Raw genomic sequence first — 23,804 nt, 5'->3', positions numbered from 1 at the left:
GGGCTCAGTCAACCACTGTTAGAAGTGAGACGGTGGTTACGTGACACGGCGACTCAGGCGTTGCACGCACCGACTATCGGCTTGCCGTTGAATCTGTCCAGCACGTACTGCAATCCGACGCCGAAATCCGCTACGGCCGGCGCGAGGTGGTTGTTGCCGCTCCCCGGATTCACCGCAGGCAAAGTGTCGGTGAACAACGTCGCCTCGGCCCCGCGCGCGCACCAGTCCTGAACCAGGCGCCGGGTTTGCTCGTACGGGATGAAATCGTCGTTGAGCGCTCCGTTGACCAGAATCGGCGAGGCCGGGGTTCGCCACCCGATGCGTTGTTCCTCGATCACCTGTTGGATCTCCGGTACCGATTCCACCACGTCGGCGAGTGGTCGTCCGTCTGTGGTCCACGACGCCGTCGACTGCTTCCCGTACTTGGTTCGGGAATCGATGAGGCATTGCCCGGCGACGTCGGCGAGCACGGACCGGCCGTAGTCGTTGAGTCGAGATTCGATCGGCTCTCGGGCGGCGGGATAGCGGTCGAGGACGCCGTTGATCGTGTAACCGATCGCGGCCATCAGGCCGGTACCGTCGATATGACGCAGAACGCTTGCCAGGTCTGCCGGGGGCGCGCTCGCGTAACTCCCGACCAGATTCACCTCAGGCGCGTATTCGGGTGCCAGTTCGGTTGCAGCGGCAGTGGCGCCGCCGCCCTGCGAGTGGCCCCACAGCGCTATCGGATCGTCCTCTCCTGCCTGCGCGAGGGCTCGGGCAGCGCGTGCACCGTCCAACATCGCATGGGCTTCCTCGGCGCGATTGACGTAGGTATGGACGCCGGGTGTTCCGAGTCCGATGTAGTCGGTGACGAATACACGAACGCCCTGGGCGAGGAAAGCGAAAGCAAAAGCTGACTCGTAGTTGACACCGACACTGTCCACACCGGCACCGTAGTTCGACGGATTCCCGGGTTCCGCCAGGCGGAGCTGACCGGCAGTGGGAAACATCCTCGACGGCGCGCACTGATCACCTTGGCCCTGCGTACCCGGACCGATCACCACCGTCGGGCGGGGGCCCGCTCCTGACCACGGGGCAGCCGGCTCCAGGTACGAGCCCGACACAGCAACCTTGGATCCGTGGGTGTCGGTACTCGAATACAGGATCCGGGTCCCCACACCAGGCACTCCGCCGACGGCACCGGCCAGAGCCAGCGGTTCCGTCCGAATCACCGAACCCGGATCACCGACGTCGCCCGGAATCGCGTCGTAGAAATCGTTCACGGGTTCGGCGTTCGACATCGGTGTGAACAGCAGCGAGGTCGGCAACAGCGCCGATACCGCAACGGCCGAAACCTTCAGTGCCGCGAGGACAACCTTCCGGGTGCTCATGGAAATCCAACGTATAGGCCTCAGTCGACGCGCGGACCGGTTTCGATCTGCGGGACTTCAATCGATCGATACCAACTGTCACGCGAGCGGGCCATGCCGCTGGCCCCCCGATCCCCTGGTTTCACGGCCAGAACCTGATGAATCGTAAGCCTGTGCGGCTCCTCGAAACCCAGGGCACTGGCAGCGAGATACAGCAACCAGGTACGCACCCGGGGAGCACCGACCTGTAAGACCGATGCGTCCCAGTTCTCGCGAAGGTTCTGCACCCATGCGCGCAGTGTCAGTGCGTAATGCTCGCGCAACGCTTCGCTGTCACGCGTCTCGAAACCCGAAAGTTCCAGCGCATCAATGGTTTTACTCAACGGAAGGATCTCACCGTCCGGGAAGATGTACCTGTCGATGAAGCTGGGACCGTCATCGACGTTGTCCGACAACGACTTCACCGCGGCGATGGCATGATTGAGCAGACGACCCCGCGGCACGAGCAGGTCGTAGAGTTTTGCCGTGTACACCGGCAAATTGACCAGGCCCACGTGCTCGGACATGCCGATGCTCGAAATCGCGTCGTAAGGGCCGTCGTCGACGTCGCGGTAGTCCTGCACCCGAATCTCGATGCGATCGGTCAAACCCGCGTCAGCAACTCGCCCCTTGGCGTATTCGACCTGCTCGTTGCTCAGCGAGACTCCGACGACGTCAACGCCGTAGTTCTGGGCGGCGTGTAATGCCATCGATCCCCATCCGCAGCCGACGTCGAGCAGTCGCATTCCCGGCTTCAGATCGAGCTTGCGGCAAATCAAGTCCAGCTTCGCGTACTGAGCAGCTTCGAGGGATTCGACACCTTCCGGCCAGTATCCGCACGAATAGACCATGCTCGGCCCGAGGAACAGTTCGTAGAAGCGATTCCCGACGTCGTAGTGATGGGAGACAGTCGCCGAATCGCGTGATCTACTGTGCCGCTTGCCTCGCTTACTACGCATCTCGATCGCCGGGGGTGACGGTGGTGGACCCACCGCTCCCAAGCCGGCGAAAGTACCGGCGGCGCGAACAATCGAGCGCAGCGGCAACGTCGACAAACGATTCTCACCGAGCCGCGTGACCAGTTCCGGAACGTCGAGGAGCGCGAAGATATCGCCGTCTACGTCCAGATCGCCGGAAACGTACGCCCTCGCCAGCCCTAATTCGTTGGGAGAGTAAAGGACCCGCCGTAGGGCACGCCGATTCCGGAAGTGAACCTGCGCAGCGGCGTCCGGTGGCCCTGCCTCCGAACCGTCCCAACATCGCACGCGAACCGGAAGCGGAACCCCGATCACTTCCTCGAACACCGTCAAAATCTTGGCCGCGGCACCAGTCACTGATCAACCCTCCGACAAAGATGGTTAGCCGATGACAGAAAACTTACGCCCGATTCGCGAATCTTTCGCGCCATTTGTCCGAGTTTTGGACAGTGTTCATCGCGGTTTCGGTATTCATCGCCGAGTTCAGGGCTCCACCATTCCGGCGAGGAATTCCACCAGCAGTCTCTTCGTGACCTCACGTGGCAGCGATTCCACTGCCGCGAGGACGGCCGCCATGTCCAAGGGAGAATCGGAAGAGCCCCGAGGATCCAGCCCCGCCGACGTCAACGCTGCCGCGACGGCGTCACTGGGCAACGCAAGAACATCGGCGACGGTGACATCGCCACGTTCGAATGCTCCGGCCAACTCTGCCAGGGCCGGCGGCGCCTCGGCTGCCGCCGAGCCGCGAACGTCGTCGGCACCGAGGACGAGTGCGCTGGTCAACTCGCCGAGCACAGATTCCGTCACCGGGGTGACGGTGAGGTGGGTTGTTCGAGGCAACGTCGTCCCGTCAGGTTGCGTCGACGCCGGCTGCCCTTGAAGGACGAAGCCGCGAGCACCGACAGCGCTCACCCAGCGATGCGGATCCACTCGCCGTTCGAGCGGCACGGAATCGTCGGTAGCGACCGCGAACAGTGGTCCCACCGGCGAGCCCACGACGCGAAGACCCTCGATTGCCTCGACCGTGCCGATCAGTGCACGAGTGGCCCGCTGCGCCCGGGACACCAATTCGGCGTACCCGGATTGCCCGAGGACTTGCGAAATCGCCCAAGCACCGGCAAGAGCAGCAACGGATTTGGAACCGAGAAGCGTGGGATTGACCACCGGGTACCCCGGCCAGTCCGTGAGTCCGAAATACTGCTTGCGATGCAGATCTCGCCCTCGGTGCAGCAGGACCGAAACGCCTTTGGGCGAGTATCCGTACTTGTGGAAGTCGACGGACATGCTGGTGACCCCGGGCACCCGGAAATCCCAGGGTGGCAGATCACCCCACCACGGCAACGCAAGCCCACCGATGCAGGCGTCGACATGCAGTGGAATCGAATGTGCACGAGCAACTTCCGCGACATCGGCGATCGGGTCGAGCGCCGCGAACGGGTAGCTGGGCGCGGAGACGACGATCAAGACCGTGTCTTTCCGAACTGCCGTCGCAATATCTTGTGCGCCGACGCGCCCCGACGTGGGATCTACTGGTACCAGGATCAGTTCCAGTCCGAGCAGGTGAGCTGCCTTGTGGAAAGCGGCATGCGCGGTGGTCGGAAGAACCAGCGAACCCTCACCCGGCGGGAGCCCACGGAAGTCGCGAGCTGCCTTGACGGCCAACACACAACTCTCCGTTCCGCCGCTGGTGACATTGCCGACGACTACGCCTCCGGCGTCTGTATCTGCGGCTGGGTCTGAAGCTCCATGGAGGAACTCGCGTGCGAACGCAACCAACTCACGCTCCATCACCGCGGTGGACGGGAACACCGTCGGGTCGAGACCGTTGACCGGCTGAACCAATCGAGCTGCGTCCGCTGCCAACTCGTCGAGCGCTGCGAGGCCGCTGTCGTACACGTACGACAGAACCCGGCCTCCGTGCGTCGGAGCGTCCTGCTCGCGAAGCGAACGCAACCGACTCAAGATGTCGGCCGCCCTCTTCTCGAGGTTTGCGCTCTCGACGATCTTGCCCTGAAGTTCCTCGGCCCGAGTGGAACTCATCGTTCACCTTTCGTTCTCGTGAGTGGATTCTTGTTCGGTGCGGTAATTCCGCAATACGACCAGGCTGATCGCAACCAGGATCGCCGGCACGACCGAGAAGCCGAGGGCAATTCCGGTCAGCGCCGATTCCGGTTGCACGACAGTCTCGCCCGCAGTTTTCGAGACGAAGCCGGTCACCGCGAGTACACCCAAGAACACCGCGGGTCCCAGGGCAAGGCCTGCGGTTTCCGCGGCGGTCCAGATACCACTGAGCGAACCACCGCGTTGGCGCCCACCGATTCGCGCGTCGTCCTCGATGACGTCCGGAAGCATCGCCAGCGGGAACACCTGCATGCCGGCGTAGCCGACGCCGGCAAGCGCGACGGCACCGTAGATCCACGAACCCGCGTCGACAGCCGCAAGCGTCAACAACGCCGTGGCGACGACGAACAGAACCGAAGACACCACGTAACCGCGAAGCTTTCCGTACCGATGCGAGAACCGGTACCACAACGGCATGACGACGAGAGCTGGTCCGACGAGTGCAACGAACAGACCGGTGAGCGCACCTTCGTTGCCCATCACATAGGTCGCCAGATATTGCGCACCCGCCAACATCACGGCGGTGGCAAGAGCTTGGAGCACGAAGACGCTGACCAGCAATCGGAAAGCGCGGGTACGTCGTATCGCGTCGAACCCGTCCCGGTACTGCGAGAGCAACGAGCCGACCGGCGCGTCCGCGTGAGTCACCGTGTGGCGCGCGGCTCCGCGAACTGCCCAGATCATTGCCCCGCACATAAGCGCCGACACCCCGATCGCCATGACCAGATAACCGCGTGCTCCGCCCCCGGCAGCATCGCGGAGCTCGGGTCCGCCGGCGCCGATGACCAGAATTGTCAGGGCCAACACCGCAATTCGAACCGATACCAACCGAGTGCGCTCGTGGTAATCGCCGGTCAACTCGGTCGGCAACGCGATATATGGAACCTGAAAGAGGCTGTAGGCACTCGCCGCGAGCAGGAAGAAGACGAGCACCCACATCGCCCCGACTCCGGGGCCGGCCGACACCGGGGCCGAAAACGTGAGAATGAAGAGCAACGGCAGTCCCAGAGCGCCTGCGAGCATGAGTGGCACTCGCGTACCGGTTCGATGAGAGCTTCGGTCGCTGATCGACCCGATCAGCGGATCGATCAGGACGTCGGCGATTTTCGGGACAATGACCACAAGCGACGCGAGCGCCGCGGCAACGCCGAGCGTGTCGGTCAGGTAGTACGCCAGTACCAGACCTGGCAGAACACCGAATCCACCCGTACCGACACTTCCCGCTGCGTATCCGGCCACCACACCACGCGAAAGCCTGTCAGGCGATCTACCTTCACGAAGACGTACCGGTTTGTCTGTAGTCACCGTCCACACACTAATGTCACGACTCCGTACCGCGAGGGCAAAAGAATCCCGATGACCAGAAGTCGCTCACTCGGACGGGCCTGGCATGCCAGACTGTGACCCGATTCGCACACGAAACGAAGGTCTGAAGACGATGGTTGACCCACTGCGAGAGATCTGGCCTCCGTACGGAGTCACGATCACGTGTGGGCCCGTCACCTTGCTCCCTGTGCGCGACGATCATTTCCCCGAACTCACTGCGCTGGTCCGAGCCGGCATTCACCCTGCCGAACAGATGCCGTTTCTCGTCCCCTGGACGGTGGGCACTCCCGACGAAGTGTCGCGAAGATTCATCCAATACCACTGGTCGGTCCGCGGAGCGATGACCATGACCGACTGGAAATTCGAAACAGCCATTGTCGTCGACGGAGAAATCGTCGGCTGCCAGGCGTTCGCCGCGACGGACTTTCCCAAAAGTCGTACCGGTGAAACCGGCTCGTGGATCGGACGCGGGTTCCAAGGCCGGGGTGTCGGCACTCTCGCCCGACAGGCAATCTGCGCATTCGCATTCGACTCTTTGGGTGCACGAAGCGTCGTGTCGTCGGCATTCACGGACAACCCCGCCTCGATCACGGTGTCCACCAAAGTCGGGTACCGCGCAGACGGCACAGTAGAGGAGTTGGCTGCCGACGGTCGCATGACCGTGCGTCGTCTCTTCACCCTCAGCCGCGAAGATTTTGTCGCACCGCCGTATCCCGTCGAAGTGACCGGCGTGCGCGCGTTCAAGACGATGCTCGGCATCGACTGAGCGAGCTCCCCGTGCACAGTGAGAACCGAGAGAGCAGCGACAACCGGAAGACCAGCGACAACCGGAAGACCAGTGACAACCGGTAGAACAGACACATGGAACCCTCCGACATGATGGCCGCAGTCACCTCGTCCATGCGCGACCGTACCGGGCGCACCCTCGAAGAATGGGTTGAGGCCGTACGGACGTCCGGGGTCGACCCGCTCGATCAGAACGAAGTGCGCAAGTGGCTGAAAGCAGAGCACGGTGTACCGCAGAATTCGCAGTGGGCAATTGCATTCGAGACTGCCGAACAGTCCGGATGGGTGGAGCCGACCGTCGAGCAATACATCGACCAGCAGTACAGCGGCCCGAAGGCAGCACTGCGGCCGATCTTCGATGCAGCCCGACGTCTGATCGAAGAACTCGGAGCCGATGTTCGGGTCGAAGGCCGCGGAACCTACACACCCTTCGTTCGCGCTCGCCAATTCGCCGCCATCGCAGCGGCCACCAAGGCCCGAGTCGACCTCGGACTACGTTTTGTCGAGGCCCCCGAATCCGAACTTCTTGTCCCGGCCAAAGCTCCCGGGCAGTCGACCCACAAGATCGGGCTCAGCAGCACCGCAGACGTGAACGACGAAGTCGGATTGCTGACAGCGATCGCGTATCAACAGAACGGCCGGTAGGTCGCTCACTCACCGCCACGCAAACGCACCTGCAGGCTGCACGAAAGTCCCTGTCCTCCTTGTCGGAGAACAGGGACTTTCTTCACCGCGGGGGAAGGTCGCTGCGACGTGTCAGCTCAGGCCGAAGAGCGCGCCGATGATGGTCCGAGCAGCCTCGAAGAGCGCGTCGACGGACGGAACACCGATTTCAGAGCTGATGGAAAAAAGGGAACCCAACATACGATCCTCCGGAGATAGTTTCTGAATGGCTTACTGCCACAAGGGAAATGCTACCGATTCCACTTGCGGAACTGAAGCAAGGGGACCACGGGAGTGACAATTCCGGACCAAAGTCCCGGCCCGTTAGATCTACTGCACCCCAGTATGATTGCGATCCTTCGAATCCGAATCGATACCTTCGAGATAGCCGACGAGAACTTGGGCGACCTCCGCCAACACCTCAGTGCTCGACATTTCCGAGTGGGAGCAGTCGACCAGGTACGCCCGCAACGGCCCCACCAGTTCGGACCACCTTTCGACCAGGTGACGATGTTCAGGCAGATCATGCTGCGCCACAAACAGTTCCACTGACCCGAAATAGTGCCGCGGCGTGTGGTCCCGAACGATTCGCGACAGTTTTTCCACCCGACCCACTACGGATTCGAGTACCGTATCGGAAAGGAAATCCATACCGGTCTGCCTTCGGATCTCTGTCGCAACGTCTGTGAAAGTCAGTGCTGCAGTTTCAGTTTCAACCTCGGATAGCCCGATCTGCGCGAATAGTTCGGAAGGTTTCGGAGCCGCTTGTACCGATGGCATCATCTCCGGTAACAGCGCGTCGAGCATGACAACCGAACCGACCAGATCGCCGGCCTCCTCGAGTTGGCTCGCCATCTCGAGCGCGATCGTTCCGCCGGCAGACCAACCGAGTAGATGGTATTCACCCGACGGCTGCACCGTCCGTACGGCATCGACGTACCCCGACGCCAACTCCGCCACCGTGCCTGGCAATTCACCTGCTCCCGTTGCCTGGATGCCGTACACCCGTCGACCCCGCAGCTGACCGACGAGTCCGGCGTAGCACCAGGCAATTCCGCTGACCGGATGCACACAGAACAACGGCGGCCGTTGGTCATCGGGGTCGCCGCCGAGCATGACGACCGTGTCCAGCGGATCCGAACGAAGCGAATCACCCTCGAAGACATCGGCATGAACGAGATCCATCCGAGAGGCAAGCTCCGCCACAGTTCGGTCGGTGAAAATCCATTGAACCGGGAATTCCCTGTTCAGGCTCTCACGCAAGCGCGTAGCCACTCGAACTGCACCCATCGATGTCCCGCCGAGCTCGAAGAAGTCGTCGTAGCGGCCGACCGATTTCGCGCCGGTCACGCCCTCGAATGCCTGTGCCACGTGACGTTCGGTATCCGAGATGGGTCGATCCACACTCGACCCTGGCTGCGGTGAAGGAGCAGGAAGTGCCGCTGCGTCTATCTTCCCCGAAGCGAGCAACGGTACCTCGCCCACTATCGTCACCGACGAAGGCAGCAGGTGCTTCGGCAGCAGGCCGGAGACGAACCCGCGAAGCTCCGATTCCGTCGCCGAACCGTTTTCCGCCAACGTCACATACGAACGGAGCTCAGCGGATCCGTGCCCGTCGTCACAGACAACGGTTACCGAGAAGGCCACTGCTCCATGGCTTGACAGAGCCGCGTCGACCTCCGCCGGTTCAACGCGGACACCCCGCACCTTCACCTGCGCGTCGTTGCGACCCAGGTACTCGAGCGCTCGGTCGTGACGCCTACGACGCACGAGGTCACCCGTGCGATACATCCGAGTCCCCACCGCATGAGGATTGGCAACAAAGCGCTCGGACGTCAGAGCCGGGGAAGCGACGTACCCCCGTGCCACATTCTCACCGGCGAGGAACAGTTCTCCCGCAACGCCATCCGGAACCGGTCGGAGCCTCTGATCGAGAACAAATGCTGTCGTACCAGGGACTGGAGTGCCGACAGTGACGTCCGCGTCAGTGATCCGTGCGGAAATCGATGCCGCGATCGTTGATTCGGTCGGTCCGTATCCGTTGACGATGCGATGTCGGGGTGACCACGCCGACGCAAGGCGCGCAGAGAGCGGCTCCCCCATCGATTCGACGATCAACGATTGCACTGCATCCGGATCGACTGTCGCCAGGACCGTCGGCGTCACGATCAGATGTGTTACGTCGGCGGCTATCAGCAGATTCGTGAGTTCTTCTCCCCCGTAGACGAAGTCGGGAGTCAGAATCAGCGTTCCACACCCTGCAGCCGCGAGAAGGATCTCGATCACCGACGCGTCGAAGGTCGACGACGCCAATTGCAGGACTCGGGGGCCACGCTCGATCTCGGCGATCTCGGCGTGTGCGGTGCAGACGTTCATGATTCCGCGGTGTGAAACCTCCACGCCCTTGGGTCTTCCCGTGGAACCCGACGTGTAGATGACGTAGGCGAGGTTGTCGGGGTGAGCCGGCGTTGCCGATACCTCGGCAGCGCCACCAGCAGTGCGGGATTCGTCCATCGCCACCCACTCGACGCACTCGGGCAAACTCTCGGATGCACCTCCCGCTGTCAAACCGACAACCGAACCGCATTCCTCGACCATCGTCTGCCGGCGCGCTGTCGGCAGCGCCGGATCGAGCGACAGCCACGCTGCGCCTGCACGCGCTACTGCCCACAACGCAACGATCCACAGATGCCCGCGCCCGAGCGCAACGGCCACCACGTCGTCGGGTCCGATTCCTCGGACCACCAACTCGCGTGTCCAGTGCGACGACTCCTCGTGCAGGTCGCGGTAAGTCCAACGTCTGCCGTTCTCTTCCAGCGCTACGCCGTCGGGCGCCTGACGCAGAGCGCGTTCGAAAATGTCGGCAATCGTCAGAGGTTCGACGTGGCGAGGATTCGCAGCAGTCAGCGCCGAGCGTTCGAGTCCGGACAGCAGTTCGATCTCCCCGATCACAATCTCGGGTTCCACGGTCACTGATTCGGCGATACGTCTCACCCGCTGCATGAACAGTTCCGCGGTCGACTCGCGGAACTTGTCCGTCGCATACAGCAATCGAATAGTCAGACTGTCACCGGTGTCGACCAGGTCCCACGTCAAGTCGTAACCGGTCGACGCCCCTGCGTTGTCGATGTCGAAGACGGTAATGCCGTCGATCTGCGGCAACTCCAGCGCTCGCCGATACGCCAGCATGACCGTGAACAGCGGATGCTCGTTCATCCTGCGCGGCGGATCGACCTTCGCAACGACGTCGTCGAACGAGATGTCCGCGTTCGCCATTGCTTCCAGATCGGCACGGCGAACCTCGTCCAGAACAGCAGCGAAGCGATCGGTGGAGTTGATCCTCGTGCGCAATGCGACAGTACCCACCATCATTCCGGCGACGCTCAGCAGCGCCGGATCGTTCCGCAGACTCACAGCTGCTCCCACCACGACGTCGTCCGTGACGCACTCGCGAGCGAGCAGCACGGCAATCACGCTGTGGACGACCATGAATACCGTGACGCCATGCGAACGAGCCAACGCCGACAACGCGTCGTAGGTGGCGCCGTCGAGGACTTCCGTCACCATCTCCTCGGATCGTGAAGACACGGGACTCCGGGGGTTGTCGACGGGTAGAGCCAACACATCCTCGACGCCACAAAGTGCGTCCGACCAATAGTCGAGTTGCCGGTGAGCCATGCTGAGAGAATCCTCGGGGTCACCCAAGCTCTCTCTCGCCCAGAAACTGTAGTCGCCGTAGCTGATCTCCCCCGACGAGCGATCCCAGGGAAGACCTGCCGACCTGGCCTCGAAGGCTGCCACGAAATCGGTCAGGATCGGGCCCATCGACGCTCCGTCGATCGCGATGTGGTGAACAACGATGACCAGGACCGTCAGTCCTGCAGAGTCGACTCCTGCCTTTTCGGTGAACACACGCACACGGAACGGAACATCTCGTTCGAGATCGAACGGCACAGTCGCGAATGCCGAAGCGCTCGCACGGATATCGCCGACGTATACCGCAGTGAGATCGAATGCAACAGAGTCCATTTCAAGTTGTTGCGGACCGAATTCGCCCGGAACACAGACAGTTCGCAATGCGGCATGGTGATCGACGACGTCGCCGAGGGCGCTGCTCAAGACCGAACGATCGATGTCGTCTGCCAGGACCGCTGCAAACGTCAGGTTGTACGCAGTCGATTCCGGCTGAAGCTGATTGATCAGCCAGAGTCGTTGTTGCGAGGGCGCCAACGGGGCCGGCTTGCCGGGATCACGTCGAGTCAGTTCGCGGCGTTTGCCATCGGACGCGCTCGCCGACAGCCACTGAGACATCGCTCGCGGCGACGGATTGTCGAAGACGGCGCGAACAGGCACATCTCGCGCGAAGATCGAGGCGAGTCGACCTGCCACCGCTGCCGCGGCCAACGAATCACCACCTGATTCGAACAGGTTGTGCAGAGCGCCGAAACTTCCGGACACGTGTTCCGACATGACAGCGGTGACGAGTTCCTCCGAAACCGTCACTGCTGCATCGGGCGCCTGGCTCTCGAACACATGGCGCCGCAACGCATCTGCGTCCAGTTTTCCGTTCGTCGTGAGCGGGATCGACTCCAATACGACCACGCGGCCGGGCATCAGATACGCAGGCAACATCGCGGCCAACTCGATTGTCAGCTGATCCGCCTCCACACCATCGCCGACCGCACATGCAACCGCAATGTCGTCGACGAGGACAACCGCCGCAGCCTCGACGCCCGTGCACCGACGCAGAGCTGATTCGATTTCGGCGGGCTCGACGCGGATTCCTCGCACGCTCATCTGACGGTCGGAGCGTCCGACGAATCCGAGCGTGTCATCCGTGCGGCGATGAACCAGATCACCGGTCCGATAACGGCGGTGCCCACCGGGTGCTGCGATGAACGACGTGGCGGTGCCGGCAGGATCTCCGGCATAGCCCATCGCAAGCCCGGGCCCGCTGACGTACAACTCACCGATCCCGGCCCACGGCACCGGACGCAGTCGCGTATCGAGCACCTCTGCACCGATTCCGGCGAGCGGGACTCCGATGGTGACCCGATGATCCACCTCGGCGACAGTGGTGACCACCGTGCATTCCGTCGGTCCGTACGCATTGAGCATTCGCGCGCGGCGACTCCACGCACGCGCGGTGGAAGGTGAGAGCACATCGCCACCGACTGCCACCACCTCGAGCGAATCGAACCGCTCTGGAGCCATCGTGTCGAGTACGGCTGGAGTGGACAACATGTGAGTGACGCCGCGTTCTGCGACGAATTCTTCGAGTGCCCTTCCGCCGAAAGCCTCCCGAGGAGCGACCGCCAAGGTAGCCCCGGCGCCGATCGCCAACATCATCTCGAGGATTGCTGCATCGAACGTCGGTTTGTAACCGTGCAGCACAACCGAGTCCGAGGTCACGCCGTACTTGCGGACAGCATCGTCGGTCAGCAGGCCCAGTCCTCGGTGGGTGACTGCAACGCCTTTCGGTTCACCGGTCGACCCGGACGTGTGAACAACGTACGCGACTGAATCCGGATACTGCCGACCGGGAACAGGGCTGCGATCGGAGAGGACTGTGCGCAGCTGCTTCAGACGTGCCGGTGGCAGGTCGGGGTCGATCGGCACGAATGCCGCTCCCGTTTTCGAGATCGCCAACATTCGGACCAGGTACGCGATAGTCCGCACCGCCGGAATCTCGTACACGGCACCCGGTCCTGCTCCCCGAGCCACCAGTTCCCAGGCTTGGGCATCCGAGGCAGAGTCGAGTTCGGCATACGTCACCGTGCGGTGTCCGTCGTCGAGAGCAATGTTGTTCGGGAATCGCGCCGCGGTGGCGGCGAAGATCTCGGTCAGTGTGCGGGACGAATCGACCTCGGCAGCAGTCCAACTGGGCGCCGCGCCCACCACGAGATCCGAAACGAGTTCTGGTACATCCTCGGCAATCGAGGTGAGCACTCTCGACAGCTGTCGGGTAACCGCGTCGGCGCTCGAAGGATCGAATGCGCTCGCGGCATAGATGAGCGCTCCGGTCAATGAACCGTCGTCAGCGGGTGCGAGCGAGACATGCATGGGGAACTTCGTTGTCGCGGTCTCGATTTCGCGAGCCTCGATCGTGAGGCCGGAAACCTCCACGGCAGGGATCGCGAAGTTCTGCAGACCCAGCGCAATCTGGGGAGTTCGTCCACCGAGCAGCTCACCAACCAACTCGGCAGGAACAGAGCTGTTTTCGAACGCTGCCACATCAGCATCGAAAGCTGCACCCAACAGAAGATCGATCGGCACGTCCCCGTCGATCCGAAGGCGAAGAGGCACCGTATCCACGAACATGCCGACCACGCCGTCGAGCTGAGGCGCCCGCCGTCCGTCGACAGCTGTCGCGATCACGACATCGGGATTTCCACTCAGCTTGGCAAGCACCACCGACAACGCCGCATGAACCACCGCGAACAGCGAGACCTTCAATCGGTCGGCTCGCGCCTGCAGTGCCGAGGTGATGACGGCTGGTATCACGAAGTTCACTCGCTGCGCTAAGGTATCCGGCCCGCCATCGGAGTGATCCACCGTCAGCGGAGACACAGATGTCACACCGTCCAGCGTTCGGCGCCAGAACTGCTCGACGACAGGGGAAACGTCACGTGCTGCCTCCCACGCGGCAAAATCCCCGTACTGGATCGGCAACGGAGACCATTGCGAATCCAGTCCAGCTCGTCGCTTGCCGTACGCGGTCAGCAGGTCGCCGACCACCGTTCGCATCGACACCCCGTCGACTGCGATGTGATGAAAGCTCACTGCCAGAACGTGCCTGACCGGTGACACCTGGAGCAGCATCCAGCGCACCGGCAGGTCTGCCGCTACATCGAAACCACGCGAGCCGAACTCTCGCAGCAGCACCTCGACCTCGATGTCGGCGACCAGCCGCGTTTCCATTGTCACGGAGGTCGGAGGATCCACGACCTGAACCGGTGGAGTGCCCGGATACCGGGTTCTGAGGACATCATGACGACCGACAAGATCCGTTGCTGCCTGACGCAGCGCGGCCGCGTCGAGTTCACCGTCGATCTCGATGCAGATCGGCAGGTTGTACGCGCCGCTCGCCGTGTTTCGCTGATTCAGTACCCACATCGCACGCTGGTTTCGTGACAGGGGTGCGGGCGTGGGGTCGCGGCGCGGTTCCAGTCGGACAAGATCGGTCACCGAGTCGTTCTGCTCGAGCGAATCGAGCCGGGCTGCCAATGCCGCAACTGTTGGATGCTCGAATACGGTCCTGAGCGGAACAACCAGCCCCAGAGTACTACTCAAGAGCGAGGTAACCTCCGCGGCCGACAGCGAGTTGCCCCCGAGCGAGAAGAAGTCTGCGTCGCGGTCGTCCTCATTCCCACCGAGGACGGAACCAAAAGCTCCGGCTACAACACGTTCGGTGGCGGTGGCCGGCCCCTCTGCACGGGAAGCATCCAGTGTCGGCGACGGGAGACGGGCGAAGTCGACCTTGCCGTTCCGCATCGGAAGCTCGCCCTCGATGTCGACGATGGCATGCGGAACCATGTACGTCGGAAGGACTTCTGCGGCGGCAGCGCGAAGTTGACCAGTGTCAACTCTTTCGGCACCTGAACTTCTCACGTAGGCGACCAACAGAGGACTTCCACCTTCGGCCGACCGAACCCCGACGACACAGAAGTCGACGTTCGCGACAGACTGAATGACTGCCTCGATCTCACCCGGTTCGATCCGGACACCGTTGACCTTCACCTGCACGTCGGTTCGCCCGAGATAATGCAGGCGATACGTATTTCCCTCGGATTTGGGGCTTTCCGGCTTCCACATCACCAGGTCGCCCGTCCGGTACATCCGGGCGCCTGAACCGGTTGCCACGAATCGTTCCGCAGTTCGGGCCGGTTGGCTGGCGTAACCGCGAGCGAGCATTCGACCTGAGAGATACAGTTCGCCGGCGACTCCCGGCGGCACCGGTTCGAGTCGATCATCGAGCACGACGGCGTCGACCCCGGCCAGTGGATACCCGATCGATCCGTCGTGAGTGTCACCCGACAGTTGTTCGATCGACAGTGGTTCGGTAGCAAGCGAATACATCGTCGACTCGGCAGGTCCGTATCCGTTGATGACTCGGCGTCCGGCTTGCCAGCGCTTCGCCAACGCGCCGCCGAGTCGCTCGCCCCCGAACATCACCGTGGAAAGGTCCGGCAGCGAAGGATCGCCGATCGAGGCGACGACAGTAGGTGTGGCGCACAGATGAGTAATTCGCTCGCGCCTCAGTGCTGATGCGAGTCCCGAGCCGAACAGTTCTTCGTTCTTCGCCAGAACGAGCGTGGCCCCGGACGCACTCGCGATGAGCACCTCGAGCAACGTCATGTCGAATCCTGGCGCTCCGCGATGGAATACGCGAGAACCTGGCCCAGCCGAGAATCGACCGGGCAGGTCTTCGGCGATCACACCGAGCCCGCCGTTGGTCACGACCACAGCCTTGGGGGTTCCGGTCGTTCCTGACGTGAAAACTACGTAGGCCGCCAGGTTCTCGGAATATTCGCGCACCGAGTCGGTGACTTTCTCACCACCAGCGTCTTCACCACCAGCGTTGCGGCCGCCGATCGCTCCGGTGCCCAGTGTTTCGAGGACATCGCGTACTCGCGCCTGCGGCTGTTCCGGGTCCGTCAATGCCGGAGCTGCACCGACCTTCGCGATTGCCCACAGTTGCACGATCGACGCAATCGACCGATCTGCAGTCCAAGCAGCGACCTGGTCGACTCCAACTCCCCGGGAGCGCAACTCGTCGGCTGCGACATCCGACTGGGCGTCGAGTTCCCGGTAAGTCAGTGTGTTGCCCTCACCCTCGACCGCCACAGCGTCCGGGGCGGATTCGACGCCGAAGCGCAGCATGGAGGCAAGTGTCGTACCGGAAAGTCGAGATCGATCAGGCCGGTCGACCGCGCCATGTACGGGGACGAGAAGAGCTCGTTCCGCACTGTCCAACAGGTCGATTTGCCCTACGGCGACATTCGGGTCGACAGACACTTGATTCAGGAAGCGCTCGAACCGGCCCGCAAAGCTCGATACCGTCAGATCATCGAATAGATCAGCGTTGTAGACGAATTCGAGACCGAGTTCGCCCCCGACCCCCTCGTCCGTGACGTTGACCTGCAGATCGAAATTTGCGTGCCTGACTTCAGGAGCAATCTGTGTGATGTCCAGCCCTGGTATCGACCACGCGGCGGTCTCAGCAGTTCGGAACGAGAGCGCCACCTGGAACAACGGATGTCGCGAACGCGATCGCGGTGGGTCGATCAGATCGACCAGCGATTCGAAGGGCATCTCTGCGTGCGCGAACGCCGCTACGTCACGCTGACGAACCTGCTCGACCAACCGGCCGAACGAGTTCGACGGATCGACTTCGGTTCGAAGAACAATCGTGCCGGCAAACATGCCGACCAGCTCGTCGAGTTCAGGTGTGACGCGTCCGGACACAACAGTGCCGACAGCTACGTCATCGCTACCGTTGTACCTCGCCAACAGCGCCGCGAGAGCGGCGTGTACAACCATGAACATGGTCGCGTTGTTCGATCGTGCGAGTGTCTGAAGGCCCGTTCGTACCGAACCTGAGATCTCCACCCGACAGCTCGACGCACGGGCGAACGTCGAACGTGGACGATCGAGGGGAAGCGTCACCTGCTCGGGAAGTCCTTCGAGAGCCTGCATCCAGTAGCTTCGTACCGTCTCGGGAATCCCCGATTCCCTTTGCCATGCACTGTAATCGGAGTATTCGAGCGCGAGCGGCGACCACTGCGGAGCGTGCTGCGCCGAGCGGGCGATGTACGCCGCAGTGAAGTCGCGGACCAACAATTCGAGTGATCGAGCGTCGGCGGCAATGTGATGGACGACGACAGCCAGGATGTGCTCGACAGGTGAAACCTGGAGAAGTGCCGCACGTACGGGCGGATCAACGGTGACATCGAAGCCCGAACCCACCAGTTCTGCTACACAATTCTCGGCGTCGCCGCCGTCGAGTGCCTCGAGCTGAAAGGCCGGAAGCGCATCCTCGGCGTCGAGCACCGTCTGAACCGGGCCGCCGCCGACAACCGGGTACACGGTCCGCAGGGTGCGATGGCGATTGATCACGTCACGAATTGCCAGTTCGGCCGCAACCACGTCCAGCTCGCCTGCCAAGCGCAGCACGATCGGGATGTTGTATCCGGCGGAGTCTGTATCCAACTGATTCAGAATCCACATTCGATGCTGGGAAGCTGACAGGTGCACTTCCGTGTTGTCCGAACGAGGCCCCAAGGACACGTCAGACGCGTGCTCCGCGCCGGTTCGCCCTACACCTATCCGCGCAGCAGCGATGTCTGCGAGCTGATCGACTGATGGGTGCTCGAACACATCGCGGACGTCGAGGTTGCAGCCCAGGGCGGAGTTCAGACGCGACGAAAGACGAGTGGCGATCAAGGAATTGGCGCCTTGATCGAAGAGGTTCCGGACCGGATCGACATGCGGAACTTCCATCAAATCGCTCAGAATAGCTGCGACTGTCTGCTCGAAGAAGTCTCGCGACTGCCGAGTCGGCTGCGTGAGAGACACCGGGGTCGGCAACGATGCTCGGTCGATTTTGCCGTTGATCGTGACCGGTAATGACGCGAGCGCCATCAAAGCCGACGGAACCATGTGCGCGGGCAGCAACGAACGAGCAGTCCGCAAGACGCCGTCGAGGTCGTGTCCGCTCCCCGGGGTGATGTAACCGACCAAAGTCGGCCCGCTGTCGAGTTCTCTCACCACTACCGCGGCCTGCTCCACCGACGTGTGAGCCAACAGCGCGGATTCGACCTCGCCCGGTTCGATGCGGTAACCGCGCAGTGCCATCTGACCGTCGGCGCGGCGAACATATTCGAGTCGGCCGGCTCGCCAACGGACCAGATCGCCGCTGCGGTACATCCGTGATCCATCGAATCCTGGTTCAGGCACGAATCGCGAAGACGTCATCGCGGGTCGACCCAAGTAGCCTTCGGCCACCTGCGGACCCGCAACATACAGTTCGCCGACAGATCCCGGAGGGACGGGCTTCAACGACGCGTCCAGTACGTAGCTGCGCAACCCTGGTAGTGGGGACCCGATCGGTGAGACAGTCTCGTCACCGGGGACAAGATCGAAACTGGTGACATGGACTGTGGTTTCGGTGATTCCGAACATGTTGACGCCCCGCACGTCCGGGTGCCGATCGAACCAAGCCTCCACGCGGCCGGCGTCGAGGCGATCACCGCCGAAAACAATCGTCCGGAGCGGAAGCAGCATTTCCTGCGTGACTTCCGCCAACGCATAGAAGGCGGCCGGGGTCTGATTGAGAACGGTCACTCGTTCCCGCACAATCAGATCCGCGAATCTTTCGGGTGAGCGCGCGACATCACCGTCCACGATCACGAGGGATCCGCCAGTGGTCAACGAGCCCCACATCTCCCAGACCGAGAAGTCGAATGCGTACGAATGAAACATCGTCCATACATCTTCGGCGTTGAAGTCGAAGATCTCTCGGGTCGAGGCGAGCAGCGCCAACACGTTGTCCTGAGACACCACTACGCCTTTGGGAGCTCCGGTCGATCCGGAAGTGTAGATCACGTAGGCGGCGGACTCCGACTGTGCAACGGGCCAGTCGGCCGTAGCGTCAGTCGTCTCGTCCACGAAGATGACAAGTTGCTCGTACCCAACGAACCGCCCAGCAGATTCGTCCGTCGACAGAATCGCTTTCGGGCCTGCATCGGCAAGTACGTAGTGGATACGAGCGTCGGGATACTGCAAGTCGATCGGTACGTACGTCGCGCCCGCGCGAACGACAGCGATGATGGCTACGACGAGGTCGACCGATCGAGGCAGGGCGACCGCCACGCGATCACCGACTCGAATTCCTCGATCGATCAAGACAGCGGCAAGGCCCTCCGAACGAACTCGCACCTCTTCATAGGTGACGCGAGTATCGCCACTCGACACCGCGATTGCATTCGGATGCCGGGCTGCGACGGCCCCGAAGAGGTCAGGCAGCGACTGCGCGACAATCGACGGCGCCGGCACCCGAGCCGACAATTCTTCGCGTTCCGCAACACTGAGAACATCGATGTCACGCAGCATGATTGACGAGTTCTCGGTAATCGAGTCACATACTCGACGAAGCCGCTCGACCCAGCTCTGCACGGTGCCTGCATCGAACAGATCGGCGGCATATCGGAAAGTGCCGCGAACACCGCTCGCGTCGCCGTCAATCGTACGATCCTCGCGCACCGTCACTTCGAGGTCGAAGCGAGGGTGCACGGGGGGTAGAGGAGTGCCGTGCGCCGTCAAAGTTCCCATCGCGATCTCGGAGTCGGGCGCTACCGGATCAACAGCGAGAACAACTCGGAGGAAAGAATTCTTCTCTCCTACGCCCCCACCGACCGCACGGTCGACCACCCAGTCGAACGGAACGTCGGCATTGGACAGGGCCGCCACATCAACCTCGCGCACCCGAGTCAAGAACTCACCGAACGTGTCTCCACCGCGAAGGAGCGTTCGCAGCGCGACGGTCCCGACGAACATACCGACGACACCGTCGAACGAAGGATGCGTTCGTCCGGAGGTCGGGGTCCCGATGACCACATCGGACGCACCGGTGATCTTGCTCAGTGCGATCGCAAGGCAGGCGTGCAACACCATGAAGGTTGTGCAGTCGTGCGCGCGAGCGATCTCGTTCAGCGCCGCATGGATAGGTGAGGGCAACTCGAACGTCACGTCCCGAGCCGACGACGGTTGGTCCGGCCGGCGGGATCTGTCCACGGGAAGCGCCAGAGTCGGATCAACACCGGCGAGTGTGTCGGACCAGAATTCCAGCTGGCGTCCTGCCAAGCTCTGTGGATCCGCGGGATCACCGAGAATGGTTCTGTGCCAAGCGGAATAGTCGCGGTAGTCGAGAGCGGGCGAAGGCCAGATCGGCGACCGTCCGTCGGCGCGAGCGTCGTACGCCGCGATGAGGTCCGAGACGATCGTCGCGAACGAAAGGCCGTCCAGGGCGATGTGATGGGCAACCACGGTCATGCGGTGGTCGGCATCGCTGCCGGAGGCGAGGATCAAGCGAAGAGGCGTATCGGTCGCCAGGTCGAAACCCGCCGCAACCAAATCCGCTGACGCAGCCTCGTAATCCTCGGACGCAACCTCGATCAGAGTCACCGGAGTCGCGGTCGCAACCTGGATCGGCCACGCGTCGTGATTCTGGTCGAACGAGAAAACAGTACGCAAGACGAGATGGCGATCGGTCAGGTCACCTACCGCCGCCCTCATCGCCTCGATATCCAGAGCACCACTGAACGCGACCTCGAACGCAATGTTGTACGCCGACGACTGGGGATCCAGACGGTTGAGTAACCACAGGCGTTGTTGCGCCGGTGCGATTTCCACGACGAGGTCGTCCGAAATGCGCTGGGGTTCCTCCACCCACTCCGCCCGCCCCGCACGGATCACCCGGGCCAGGCGCGCCGGCGTCGGGGCACCGAACACGTCCCTCACGCCAACCCGTCTTCCGAGGGCGGAACTCACTCGCGCGGCAACATACACGGCGTCGAGTGAACTACCGCCCCAGGCGAACAAGTCGGAGTGCGGTCCGAGAACTCCGACGCCGAGGACCTCGGCCATCACCGAGGCAATCAATTCCTCGTCGTACCCGATCGGGTGGTTGACCGCCGCGCGCTGCTCGGCCGGCGCGGACGACGCCGGTTCGGGGAGCGCTGAACGGTCAGTCTTTCCATGGCTCGTGACGGGCAATGCTGCCAAAATAGTCACCGAACTCGGCAACATGGAACGAGGAAGTCGGGAAGCCAGATGATCGAGCACCATCGTCTGGCTCAACGGATGAGCTGCACCTTCGGCCACGGTCACATACGCCGCAAGCGACCCTGATCGCTCGACCACCGCTGCTTGCGCAACGCCGGGAGTCGACAGGAGCACAGCCTCGATCTCGCCCAGTTCGACGCGTACTCCACGGATCTTCACTTGTTGGTCAGAGCGGCCCAAGAACTCGAGTTGACCGGCAGCGTTCCATCGCACCATGTCCCCGGTGCGGTACATACGCTCACCAGCGCCGGCAGCACCGAAGGGCGCAGCGACAAAACGCTCCGCGGTGAGCGTCGGAGAAAGGTACCCTCGCGCCAGTCCGTGTCCCATCACGTACAGCTCCCCCGCGGCGCCGACCGGAGGGGGCAGCAACGACGAATCCAACACCACAGCGGAAACGCCGTCGATCGGGCGCCCGATCGGAGTATCACCACCAGGCTCGAGCGGCTCGCTCATGAATGCCGCGACGGTTGCTTCACTGGGCCCGTACGAATTCACGATGTCGACGTGACTCGACCACGCATCCACTAGCGCTCCCGGCGGTCGCTCGCCGCCGACGTTCAGGACTCGAAGTTCCGGCAAAGCCCGAGGATCCATCGTCAACGGAACCGATGGCGTCGAGTTCAGGTGCGTGACACCTTCGAGCCGCAAATAGTCTTCGAGGTCCACTCCGCCGATCAATCCGGGAGGAACGATCACTGCGGTCGCGCCGCAGCCGTGTGCAAGCAGAATCTCGAGGATCGCCACGTCGAACGATGTGTTTGCAAGGAGCGCGACGCGGGAGGAACTATCGATGTTCAGACGCCGTGCGTGAGAACGCAGCAACGGCACAATGCCTCGGTGCGTGACCGCGACACCCTTCGGTCGCCCGGTAGAACCAGAGGTGTAGACCACGTAGGCGGTGTCGTCGAGAGACAGATCGGCGATAGATGGACCCGCCCCCACGCGTCGATCCACCGGCCCTTCGACGGTCTCGTCGCCACTGGGATCAACGACGCACACCCAAGCCGGCACGTCCACGAGTTCGCCACCGACCACAACGGACACGTCGGCGTCGTCGAGAATGAAAGCGACACGCTCGGAGGGTGTTTGAGGATCCACGAAAAGAAGGACAGCACCAGCCCGCACTACCGCGTGGAATGCAACTACGGAATCGGTCGAGCGCTCGGTGAGGATCCCGACGACGTCGCCTCGTCCGACTCCGTTCTCCACGAGCAAGGCGCAGAGTGCATCCGCGCGAGCGCCGAGCTGGTCGTAAGTGACGTCCACACCTTGCTCGCGGATCGCGACAGCACTCCCCTGCCCTGCGCCGCCTCTGATGACCGAATCGAGCGTCGCGAATCCGTCGGTCCGCGGACCCAGCGCGGGGACCAGATCCTTCACTTCGTCCGTCGAGAGGATGCGGAGGTCACCGAGCGCACGGGTAGCCGAGTCGAGGAACCCTTCGAGTAGCCGAACGAACTGACGATGATGCATCGCCAGGTCACGTTCGCTGTAGAGGTGCGGATTGGCTTCGAAGGACAGGCGAACGTTCTCCCCCGCGATCGACGGATAGATGCTGAAGAACAGGTCTTCGGTGGGTCCGGATGTGAGGACGTGAAATTCGCCGACGACGTCACCGAGCCGAATCGCTTCGTGAAACATCATGACGTTCACGGCCGGGCCCGCCGCCTCACGGGATCCGCCCTGCCACTCCTGGAAGCCCATGTCCTCGTAGCGGAATCGCTGGTGGCGTAGTGCACCGGTCATCTGAACCGAGATCTGACGCACCAGTTCTCGTGGCGACAGATCCCGTTCGAGTTGCGCACGAACAGGCACGATGTTGGACAGCATCCCACCTGAACGTCTCGACGTCGCCGTGGTGCGGCCGGACACCGGCAAGCTGAGGACTACGTCATCGGAATCAGTCATGCGACCCAGATAGGACGCGAATGCACCGACGAGGACCGCCACCTCGGACGTAGTCCACTCGGTCGCGACATCCGAAAGTTGTTTTGCAAGAGTTGGATTCAGTGTCCGAACCATCATGCGCTGCGGCATGGATGTCAGCCCGGCGCCGTCGGCGAGGCGAACCGGGCGGGGCAGGCCTTCGGACATCTCCGTCCAGTACTGCTCGTCCGATCGATACCGCGACGAGGATCGGTAGTCGACGTCGAGGTCATGCAGTGCACGTACCCCGAGACCACCGAAAGGAGTCAGCGTCTTGCCATGAACCAGATGCGAATAGCGCTCGGCCACCCGAGCGGTGAGTGTCATCGCCGCATGTCCGTCGAGCACGAGGTGATGGGCGTGCGAGTACCAGTAGTAGTGCTCATCTGCCAGGTGAAGCAAGGTTGCCGAGATCAGGCGGTCAGACATCACGTCAAGTGGCCGTGAGTATTCCGCTGTCATCCACTCGTTCGCGCGCTGAACCGGGTCGCGGTCGCTGCGTAAGTCGAGGTATGCGAGATCGTCGACGATCGAATGATCGACGACCTGTGCCGGCTCGGCATCGGTAGCGACGAGGCGAACGAACGGCGACTCCAATTCATGACATGCCGTGTTCGTTGCCTCGATCAGCGCGTCGACGTCAACCGGTCCGCGTAGTTCCACGTACTGAGCCACCACGAACGGAGTTGACGGACTCAATTGCTGCGCGAACCACAGCGCGAGCTGAGCCCGAGACAACGGAAAAGCACTCAACCCGTCACCTCAC

At 62.4% G+C, this 23,804-nt stretch carries 7 protein-coding genes; 2 read left to right on the top strand and 5 right to left on the bottom strand.

Annotated features, from left to right (window positions below; all coding sequences use genetic code 11):
* Positions 1-53: 53 nt before the first annotated feature.
* The 4 genes from AC1Q6C_RS26380 to AC1Q6C_RS26365 all read right to left on the bottom strand — a co-directional run bounded on the left by AC1Q6C_RS26380 (position 54) and on the right by AC1Q6C_RS26365 (position 5,803).
* Positions 54-1,373 carry a lipase family protein gene (locus tag AC1Q6C_RS26380; protein ID WP_230358758.1) on the bottom strand — a complete coding sequence of 440 codons (1,320 nt, stop codon included), beginning with the start codon at positions 1,371-1,373 and terminating at the stop codon, positions 54-56.
* Positions 1,374-1,393: 20 nt separating this feature from the next.
* A complete protein-coding gene (locus AC1Q6C_RS26375; RefSeq protein WP_007732273.1) occupies positions 1,394-2,725 on the bottom strand; it encodes an SAM-dependent methyltransferase in 1,332 nt (443 codons plus the stop codon).
* Between the two features lie 126 nt (positions 2,726-2,851).
* Entirely contained in the window at positions 2,852-4,408 is a 1,557-nt protein-coding gene (locus tag AC1Q6C_RS26370; RefSeq protein ID WP_176742016.1) for a pyridoxal phosphate-dependent decarboxylase family protein, read from the bottom strand.
* A 3-nt stretch (positions 4,409-4,411) separates the two neighbouring features.
* Entirely contained in the window at positions 4,412-5,803 is a 1,392-nt protein-coding gene (locus AC1Q6C_RS26365; protein WP_042925076.1) for an MFS transporter, read from the bottom strand.
* A 124-nt stretch (positions 5,804-5,927) separates the two neighbouring features.
* Here AC1Q6C_RS26365 and AC1Q6C_RS26360 point away from each other — a divergent pair, with 124 nt between their 5' ends.
* Both AC1Q6C_RS26360 and AC1Q6C_RS26355 read left to right on the top strand, forming a co-directional pair.
* Entirely contained in the window at positions 5,928-6,581 is a 654-nt protein-coding gene (locus tag AC1Q6C_RS26360) for a GNAT family N-acetyltransferase (protein WP_179090782.1), read from the top strand.
* Between the two features lie 95 nt (positions 6,582-6,676).
* Positions 6,677-7,246 (top strand): DUF5655 domain-containing protein, encoded by a 570-nt coding sequence (locus tag AC1Q6C_RS26355; RefSeq protein ID WP_230358759.1) that lies wholly within the window; start codon positions 6,677-6,679, stop codon positions 7,244-7,246.
* 348 nt (positions 7,247-7,594) lie between these two features.
* Here the strand turns inward: AC1Q6C_RS26355 and AC1Q6C_RS26350 are convergent, their stop codons facing one another.
* On the bottom strand, positions 7,595-23,791 hold the full coding sequence (locus AC1Q6C_RS26350) for an amino acid adenylation domain-containing protein (protein ID WP_492666901.1): 16,197 nt from the start codon (positions 23,789-23,791) through the stop codon (positions 7,595-7,597).
* Between the last annotated feature and the right edge of the window lie 13 nt (positions 23,792-23,804).

The organism is Rhodococcus sp. MT28, from assembly GCF_058792695.1.
The sequence above is the reverse complement of the archived record's forward strand: the minus strand, read 5'-3'. Positions and strand labels throughout refer to the sequence as shown.

Bases quoted from the DNA above. Each gene is read 5' to 3' on its own strand.
- AC1Q6C_RS26380 (WP_230358758.1), bottom strand. From the start codon at position 1,373: ATGAGCACCCGGAAGGTTGTCCTCGCGGCACTGAAGGTTTCGGCCGTT.
- AC1Q6C_RS26370 (WP_176742016.1), bottom strand. From the start codon at position 4,408: ATGAGTTCCACTCGGGCCGAGGAACTTCAGGGCAAGATCGTCGAGAGC.
- AC1Q6C_RS26360 (WP_179090782.1), top strand. From the start codon at position 5,928: ATGGTTGACCCACTGCGAGAGATCTGGCCTCCGTACGGAGTCACGATC.
- AC1Q6C_RS26355 (WP_230358759.1), top strand. From the start codon at position 6,677: ATGGAACCCTCCGACATGATGGCCGCAGTCACCTCGTCCATGCGCGAC.